5 protein-coding genes are annotated in these 5242 nt (G+C 63.1%); 4 read left to right on the top strand and 1 reads right to left on the bottom strand.

The annotated features are described in order from the left end of the window. The first annotated feature begins 493 nt into the window (after positions 1-493). Together H7F49_RS18790 and H7F49_RS18785 are read left to right on the top strand one after the other, a co-directional pair. Positions 494-1039, top strand: coding sequence for a hypothetical protein (locus H7F49_RS18790; RefSeq protein ID WP_328806869.1), 546 nt, complete (start codon positions 494-496; stop codon positions 1037-1039). Beyond that, on the top strand, positions 1008-1961 hold the full coding sequence (locus H7F49_RS18785) for a nucleotidyl transferase AbiEii/AbiGii toxin family protein (RefSeq protein ID WP_235982348.1): 954 nt from the start codon (positions 1008-1010) through the stop codon (positions 1959-1961). The genes H7F49_RS18790 and H7F49_RS18785 overlap by 32 nt, the downstream gene beginning before the upstream one ends. Before the next feature lie 55 nt (positions 1962-2016). On the opposite strand, the gene H7F49_RS18780 is transcribed toward H7F49_RS18785, so the two are convergent. Further along, positions 2017-2286: a hypothetical protein gene (locus tag H7F49_RS18780; protein WP_185685088.1), complete on the bottom strand. Its 270-nt coding sequence runs from the start codon at positions 2284-2286 to the stop codon at positions 2017-2019. 616 nt (positions 2287-2902) lie between these two features. On the opposite strand from H7F49_RS18780, the gene H7F49_RS18775 reads away from it, so the two are divergent. After that, positions 2903-3958, top strand: coding sequence for a DUF2493 domain-containing protein (locus H7F49_RS18775; RefSeq protein WP_185685087.1), 1056 nt, complete (start codon positions 2903-2905; stop codon positions 3956-3958). Positions 3959-4474: 516 nt separating this feature from the next. Next, positions 4475-4786: a hypothetical protein gene (locus H7F49_RS18770; RefSeq protein WP_185685086.1), complete on the top strand. Its 312-nt coding sequence runs from the start codon at positions 4475-4477 to the stop codon at positions 4784-4786. The last annotated feature ends 456 nt before the right edge of the window (positions 4787-5242 follow it).

The following is a 5242-nucleotide window of genomic DNA, read 5'->3' as shown; positions in this document are numbered from 1 at the left end:
CCGCGAGATCAGCGCACCAGCAGGGGCTGTGCTGCACAAGCTCGAAGGGTTCCGCACAGCCCCTGCTGCATCCAGCGGTGACATCTCTATCTGGCGGAAATAGTGTCTTCTCTAACCAGCCAGAACATATTTTCCGCCAAGTAGAAATGTCACTGGGGTCAGCCCGCAGCGGATTATCCCACATTTTCACCTTCCGCCGGTCTGTGGGATAGACCTGACCATACCTCGTGCGGAGCCACCGCGCAGAGCCAGACGGCGAGCATGCGGCCCGCCCCGCCAAGAGACAAGATTTTCCCTGCATTCTGTCAAATTGGCCTGATTGCAGGGTAACATTCCTGGTCCTGCGCGCTGCTGGCGCGACCCTGCGAAGGCGCCCTGTACGCATTGCTTGAAATCTTTACGGCTTGGGCCTATCTGGATGCCGTAAACGTCGTATGTTGGTTGAACGATGCCGAGCCTTGCGAACCAGATTCTGGCCTCCATCCCGGAGAATGTGACCGTCGATCGCGGCGCGCTGGTGCTGGCGGCTGACTACGATTCGGTCGGACGCGCGCTCAAGCAGCTCGTCCAGACCGGTAAGCTGGTGCGCGTCGGCCGCGGCCGTTACCGCAAATCTGGTGGTCAGGCGACCTGTTCAGCTTCGTCGATTGCAGACCTCATTGCGCAGCGGGTCCGGCGGTCCCGGCGCAACGTATTCCTGCGTGCCGATTTCGACGCATTCGGGAGCTACGACGCCGTCGGGCGCGCGCTACGCCAACAGGTCCAGATCGGCCGCCTGGTCCAGATCGGTTATGGCCTCTACGCCAAGGCCGAGCCTTCGCCGCTGACCGGCAAGCCCGCGCCCATTGTCGGCATTCGCACACTGGCGAGCGAAGCTATCAGGCGGCTCGGGAAGTCGGTCGAGCCCTCGCGCTTCGACAAGGCCTATAACAGCGGACGCTCGACCCAGGTCCCCACGGGGCGCACCCTGACGGTCAATGCCCGGATCCGTCGCCGGATCGGCTACGATGGCAATTATGTCGTTCTTCAACCCGCCTGACCGCAGGACGCTGGGCCGGGTTGCGGGCGCCCTCGCCGTCGACGAAGCCTTCGTCGAAAAGGACTGGTATGTCGTCCAGGCGATCCGGGCGCTGCTGGAGCTCGACGACGCTGACTTCACGCCCGTGTTTTCCGGCGGAACCTCGCTGCTCAAGGGCCACGGCCTGATCAAGCGCTTTTCCGAAGACATCGACTTCAAACTGAGCCTGTCGGCAGAATTTATCGGCTTGTCGCACCATCAGCAGCGCCGCCGGCTTGGCGACTATCGCGACCGGTTGACTGCGTTGTGGACTGACCTCGGCTTCACGGATCTGGAAGTTGAAGCCCGAAGCGGCAACTCCTTTCTGCAATTCGAAATGAATTACCCGACCAAGCTCGGCGGACATGCGGCGCTGCGCCCGCACATCCTTGCCGAACTCTCCGCAAAGCCGCCCGCCCTGCAGCCGGTCTCACGATCGATTGCCTCCTTTGTCGCGCAGTTCCGTGCAGCGGAACCCGAGGTGCCTGCCATCCTCTGTATCGATCCGGTCGAGACCGCAGCGGACAAGCTGAGCGCCTTTGCCTGGCGCTCGATTGCGCGCGATCGTAGCCACCCCGATGACGATCCGACCATCGTGCGCCACCTTCACGATCTTTCGGCCTTGGAGACGGTCGCCACCGCCAGCGCGGATTTTCCGGTCCTGCTTCTGGACTCAATTCATGCGGACACAATGCGCGGCCAGGGCGCGGTGCAAGACCTGCCGTCGCAACAACGGCTCATGGCGATGCTCGATCGCGTGAAGCGCGATCCAGACTATGCGGCCGAGTACCGGCAATTTGTCGAAAGCATGGCTTTCGCAGGAGCCAGCGACATTCCCGATTTCGAGCAGGCTTTCACGGCGCTCGAAAGGCTCTGCGCCATGCTTCCACAAGAGGCGGCCTAGTACACCTCGATGTGTTGCAAGCTGGCGAGTGGCACTTCGCTTGGGCAAGCTGCAATCAGCTGTCGTCGCTGGCATTTGCCTTATCGAGCAGGTCCATGAATGTCCGCGCCGCATCGCGATCTCCAGGGTCCTTGAACGCGACATCGAGGTCCGGCGCAGAACTCAGCATGTAGAGCAGCGACCACATGGCGAACCTGCGTCCCTTGTCGGTTTCGAGCCCGAACTCGACCCGCATGTGCTCGATCCCGCTGGCCAGCCCTTCGGGCGAAACCGCACCGAGATCATCGGTTCCGAAAAAGCGCCGCATCTGGTCGTCGAATTCCATGGCCCTGCTTCGACAAGGTTGAGCGGCCCTGTCAAGATGGACGCACTCGGTTCCGCGCGACTTGCAGCCGCGCTCCTGCGGGTGCGGTGCTTTTCGCGTTGGGCCGCCGGCACGCTTGCCTTCGCCTCCGTCGCCGTCCCGCGCCCGTGCGATGCACCGGGCCACGGGCCGACTGACTGTCTCCGGCAAGGGGTCCGTGTTTGGTGCTGGCCGCGCTGCGGACAGCGCAGCCAGGGCGCCCCGCCTCCAGCCTGAGTCTGACTCCTCGAACGCGCAAAGGCGGAGCGCAGAGGACATCGAGTTTTGCGGTTAACCCCGAACGCCCAGATGGGGTTCGGGGGCAAAACCGTAATCTCTCTCTCATCTCGGTGGCTGAGCGAAATCAGCATCGCCATAGCATGACGCCTGGGAGATTGGCGGCCGTCAAGGATCGCGGGTGCCCCCCGATTTTGGCCTGCTTCGGCTAGCGCCTTGCGAGCAAAAATCGGCTCCCCCCACGCCCGCTATTCGCGGCGGCAGCGCGTGCGCGCCGCCGTCCCTGACTGCCTGACTCCGGCGTCCTTCAAGGCACATCTTTCATCAGCGTGATGAGAGAAAATTCCATTTGGAGGTTATCATGACGGACCGTTTCTCGAACTTCGCCGACCTTGCCGAACACTATGCGCGTCAAATCGCGACGCCCGACTATGCCCGGGCATTCATGGAGCAGACCGAACTGGCCAAGCTCTCGATCGAGCATGAGCCGAGCGCTGTCGAAATGCCCGACCCCGAGGTGGCGCAGGCGGCGATCGAGATGATGCTGGCAACGGTCTTCGACCTGTTCCGCGACACCCGGATGGAGGATTTCGCAAGCGAAGTAGCCTGGGGCATCGCCAACAGCTTCCATGTCGTCGCCAAGCGCCTCGATGACCGCGAGGATGCCATGGCGAACCGGCTCCAGGAGAAGCTGCGCGAATACGATCCAAGCGAGGTCTACGCGACCGATCTGGAAGACCTCACCATGCAGGCCCGCAGCCTTGCCGAATGCCGCGATGCGATGGAGTGCATGCGTGATCATGCCGCACGGATCTACCTTGTCGAAACCGGCCGGCCATTCTCGCCGGTGCGGGGCTCGCGGGTCTCGTCCAAGACCAATGCTTCGATGATCGAAGCGCGCGACTATCTCGCGGCACAGAAGGCGCAGCGGCGCGAGCAATTTGCCCCATCGGGTCCGGTCGTGGTGTTCTCGGGCGGACAGCAGTTCACGGACATTGCCCTCGTTGAAGACTATCTCGATGCGATCCATGCCCGGGTCCCGTCGATGGCGCTGGCAACGACTGCCCAGAACAAGGGCGCGGATGTGATCGCGGCGGCCTGGGCATCGCGCCACAATGTGCCGGTCATCCTGTGCAAGCCCGACACCTCGCGAGGACCTTCGGCGCCCTATCAGCGCAACGCTCGCATGCTCGCCTTCAAGCCCGTCGAGGCGGTGGTGTGCAGCGGCGGCGGCATCCAGGCGAACCTTGCCGACCGTCTGCGCGAAGCCCGCATTCCCCTCCATATCGTGCGCGACGCATCGGTCCAGAACGAGGCTCCGGCGGCGCGGACCAAAGCCCCAGCGCAAGCCGAACGGCCTGTGATGAAGCGCACGGCATGTGGCACCGTCAATGCCGATGAACTCCCGCCGTTCTGACCGGGGCCTGCTCCGATTGCATCAACCAGAAGGGTGTCCGGCCTCACCGCCGGATGCCCTTCTTTTTTGTCGATCGGGACGCACACTGTCATGGCCCGGCTCGCTCGCTTCTTGCCCCCGCCAGTAATGGCCTGACGGCCTGCTGGCGCCCAAGCATCGCGCCGAAAAGTGGGAACCGGTTTTACCTTCGGTGAACTGCGTTTCGGCTACCGGCGATGCGGCAACCAAGAACGCTGCGAAGGCTTCGCATCGGCCGGGCGCTCGAGACCCGTGCCTGTGACCACCGGGTGTGCTGCCCAACAGGGTTAAACACTCTCGCAGAATTCCAAGCATGATGGCCGCCATTGGCCCGCGTCAAGAAGGGCGGTTCCCCCAATTTTTACGCCTGAAGAAGGCGAAAAAATCGGCTCCCCCACCCCCGCTCACGCGGCGGGCCGCGGGCGGCCCGTTCCTGACCCGGGCCAAGCTCGGCCATCCCGAAGGAGACCTCTTCAATTCCTTTGACAGGAGGCTCACATGAACGCTCTTACCAAGACCCTCGACATCCCGGCTTTCGACCCCATCAACTATGACGCAGCTGTACGCGCCGCGACGATCCGGGCCCAGCACAGCTTCTTCGACCAGCACGTCATCGAGGACGAGTTCGGCTGCTTTCTCGCCATCGACGAGGGCGACTACAACGCCCTGCCCCAGGACCTGATCGACCGGATCGTCCATTCCGTCCCGGGCATGATGGCCGACGACTTCGACGAAGCGAACATCGCCCGCGCCGCAAGCTTCATGAGCGTGGTGATGGATCCCGACTGGGACGCCGACTGCCCGTTCTGACATGCCGCATATCGCACCGCGCCGGAGGGCTCTTGAGGGGCTCTCCGGCCCCTCTTTTTGCGTGTCCAGATAAAGCGCAGCCGGGGCATCGAGCCCCGGCTGCGCTGGCCTCTGCCGAGGCCGGTTTCAGCTTGCCCGCAGGCGCTTCTCCGCTTCGTCCAGACCGAGCTTTCCGAGAGCGGCGAAGAATGCTTCGACCCTCTCGAACGGCGCCTTGCCGAGAACCGATTTCTGCATCAGCTCGACACTCGCCGCCCGCTCGCTTTCGCGCAGTTTTGTCTCGCGCGCTTCCAGCGCCTGACGCTCCTTCGCGATTGCCTGTCGTTCCGCTGTCCCCCGTCAGCACCAATGGCACAGATTTGAGGTTGTGAATTAAGGAGGGTTGGGGCTTCGTCGCAGTGACGAAGGAACGAAGATGAAGCCCCAACCCTCCATGAAAAAATCGCCCGCCAAGGC

It is taken from the genome of Novosphingobium aerophilum, assembly GCF_014230305.1.
Lineage (GTDB): Bacteria > Pseudomonadota > Alphaproteobacteria > Sphingomonadales > Sphingomonadaceae > Novosphingobium > Novosphingobium aerophilum.
This window is presented reverse-complemented; position numbering and strand designations above follow the sequence as displayed.

What these genes read in the sequence shown, in the direction of transcription:
- H7F49_RS18775 (WP_185685087.1), top strand. Translation starts at nt 2,903, where the DNA reads ATGACGGACCGTTTCTCGAACTTCGCCGACCTTGCCGAACACTATGCG.
- H7F49_RS18780 (WP_185685088.1), bottom strand. Translation starts at nt 2,286, where the DNA reads ATGGAATTCGACGACCAGATGCGGCGCTTTTTCGGAACCGATGATCTC.
- H7F49_RS18785 (WP_235982348.1), top strand. Translation starts at nt 1,008, where the DNA reads ATGGCAATTATGTCGTTCTTCAACCCGCCTGACCGCAGGACGCTGGGC.
- H7F49_RS18770 (WP_185685086.1), top strand. Translation starts at nt 4,475, where the DNA reads ATGAACGCTCTTACCAAGACCCTCGACATCCCGGCTTTCGACCCCATC.